The sequence below is a fragment of the Streptomyces boluensis genome, from assembly GCF_009908195.1.
In the GTDB taxonomy this organism is placed as follows: Bacteria; Actinomycetota; Actinomycetes; order Streptomycetales; family Streptomycetaceae; genus Streptomyces; species Streptomyces boluensis.
The window spans coordinates 1-2,514 of sequence record NZ_JAAAHS010000624.1 but is presented as its reverse complement, the minus strand read 5'-3'; the positions used below and the strand labels follow the sequence as shown (position 1 = coordinate 2,514).

The 2,514-nt window shown below is 71.2% G+C and carries 2 protein-coding genes; one reads left to right on the top strand and one right to left on the bottom strand.

The features are described 5' to 3' along the window. Nucleotides 1-46: 46 nt before the first annotated feature. Nucleotides 47-1,201: a serine hydrolase domain-containing protein gene (locus GUY60_RS36740; protein WP_187370223.1), complete on the top strand. Its 1,155-nt coding sequence runs from the start codon at nt 47-49 to the stop codon at nt 1,199-1,201. A gap of 49 nt (nt 1,202-1,250) precedes the next feature. Here GUY60_RS36740 and GUY60_RS36735 read toward each other — a convergent pair whose 3' ends face one another. Beyond that, nucleotides 1,251-2,312 carry a hypothetical protein gene (locus GUY60_RS36735; protein WP_161705841.1) on the bottom strand — a complete coding sequence of 354 codons (1,062 nt, stop codon included), beginning with the start codon at nt 2,310-2,312 and terminating at the stop codon, nt 1,251-1,253. Nucleotides 2,313-2,514: the final 202 nt, after the last annotated feature.

Genomic DNA, 2,514 nt, shown 5'->3' with positions numbered 1-2,514 from the left:
CCGCCCGGGAGTCCTTCCCCGTACGAACGAGGGAGAGGAAACACCCATGGCAGTACGTACGGGGCGGATCGGCCTGGTGGGATGCGTGGCCGTGGCGGCGCTCACCGCCACCGCGTTCACCACACCCGCCCACGCCGACTCCGGCAGCGGGCACCAGGCGACCCAGAAGGCGATGGACGCGGCGGTCGCGGCGGGCGTGCCGGGTGTCGCCGGGCAGGCCAAGGACGCGCACGGCACCTGGAAGGGCACGTCAGGGGTCGGCGACCTCGACTCCGGCGCCGAGCGCGGCGCCCACGACCGCTACCGGGTCGGCTCCGTCACCAAGACCTTCGTGTCGACCGTGCTGCTCCAGCTCCAGGCGGAGGGCGCGCTCGACCTGGACGACACGGTGGAGCGGTGGCTGCCCGGCGTCGTCAACGGCAACGGCCACGACGGCTCGAAGATCACGGTGCGTCAACTCCTCAACCACACCAGCGGAATCTTCAACTACACCGCTGACCCGGACATCGCCCGGAAGGCCTTCACCACCGACTTCCTGAAGCACCGCTACGACACGTACACGCCCGAGCAGGTCGTCGCCGTCGCGATGAGCCACAAGCCGACGTTCGAACCGGGCGCGGACTGGAGCTACTCCAACACCAATTACGTCCTCGCCGGAATGGTCGTCGAGAAGGTCACCGGGGAGTCCTGGGAGGACGAGATCGAGGAGCGCGTCATCGACCCGCTCGACCTGGACGCCACCAGCCTGCCCGGCACCGACCCCACCATGACCCGGCCGAGCAGCCGCGCCTACTCGAAGCTGGCCCCGCCGGACTCGGAAGGCAAGACGTACGACGTCACGGAGATGAACCCGTCGGTGGCGGGCGCGGCCGGCGCCATGATCTCCGACTCGGCGGACCTCAACCGCTTCTACTCGGCCCTCATGCGCGGAAAGCTGCTGCCCGCCCAGGAGTTGAAGGAGATGAAGACGACGGTCCCGGTCGGCGACGACGCCCCGAACATGTCGTACGGACTCGGCCTGATGAAGATGGGCGGACTCTCCTGCGGCAAGGAGGTCTGGGGCCACAGCGGCGGCATCAACGGCTCGTCCACGTACGGCGTGACGACCGAGGACGGCCGCCACTCGCTCGCCTTCAACTTCAACGGCGACTGGGCCGGCGAGGCGGGACCGCTCGTGGAGGGCGAGTTCTGCGGTAGTTAGCCAGCTCGGGTGAGGGTGCGGGACCCGACGTCCGGGCCCCGCACCCCGCCTAGCGCGGCAGCACCACCACGTACGCGGCCGGGTCCCGGTCCGTCGCCGCCATCAGCGCGGTGCGCACCACCGTCGCCTGCTGCTCGATCGCGTCCCGCAGCTTGCGCGGCGTGATGTGCACGACCGTGACGCCCAGTTGTTCCAGGTGCTCGCGTTTACGGGCGTACTCGGACCACTCGGCGTCCGCGCCCGCGGCCCGCTCACCGTGCCGCGCCGCCCGGGTGTCGAGCTCCACGGCCACCGCCTGGTCCGGCCAGTACGCGTCGACGCCGCCCAGGTGCGGGCCGCCGGGCAGGCGCAGGTCCACGTTCCACACCGGGTCGGGGAGGCCGCCCTCGCGCACCATCCGGAACAGCCGGTCCTCGGCGATGGCCCGACCCTCCGCGAGCAGCGAGTCCACGGCGTCCACGACATGCGGCCGGTGAAGCAGCCGCGCCTGGGTCAACTCCCGTACCACCGCGGCCGCTTCGCAGTGCCCGCCGCGTACGGCCTCGGTGAGGAGCCGTCGCACCGTACCGGCGTCCGTCAGCTCGGCCACCGCGTCCGCGAGCGCGCGCGGCACCGGCGCCACATGAACTCCGGTGAGCTGCTGCGGCCTCGGCAGTGCGGAACTGCGCACGATCCGGGCACACCCGGTGGACCGCAGGCGCCGGGTGCGCGGCACGAGCACGTCGATCCGGTCGAGGGAGAGCAGCGGGGGAGCGGAGGCGAACTGGTGCAGCGCAAGCGCCGCAAGGCCCGTGATCATGGCTTCCTCGTACGGCAGTTCCGCCCCGTCCCCGGCCGGGCGCGGCGCCTGCTGCGGTACGACGGTGGTGCCGGGTGGCCGTCGCGCGTACAACAGCACGGCGTGCAGCCGCTCCTCGCTGGTCGGCGGCCCCGGATGCAGCAGATAGACCCCCGGCAGGATCTGCTGCCACGGCCCGCCGGGCCGGCACTGCTCACTGGTCAGAGCGGCGGACACCCCGTGCGCCCGCAACTGACCTGCGGTCAGCACGCGGCGCTGGGCGTCGAAGAGGTGGCTCAAGGGGCGGGGCGAAACGGGGGTGTTGTGGTTCATGCCTCGCAGATGCCCGCGAACTCAGGGCCCCCTAACCTCTGTTACGACCCCGTCGACAAACGCGGACAAGCTCGCACTAAAGCCCACCGGGGTTCGAGCCGAAAAGGCGCAGGTCCATTCGGGGTTACGGGCTTAGGCCATCCGGGTTCCGTCACAAGATTCGGGGGCCAGCCCCCGTACCCTCCCCCAGCTACCGCTGGGA

Excerpts from the sequence above, each read along its gene's own strand:
- GUY60_RS36740 (WP_187370223.1), top strand. The coding sequence starts at position 47 with ATGGCAGTACGTACGGGGCGGATCGGCCTGGTGGGATGCGTGGCCGTG.
- GUY60_RS36735 (WP_161705841.1), bottom strand. The coding sequence starts at position 2,312 with ATGAACCACAACACCCCCGTTTCGCCCCGCCCCTTGAGCCACCTCTTC.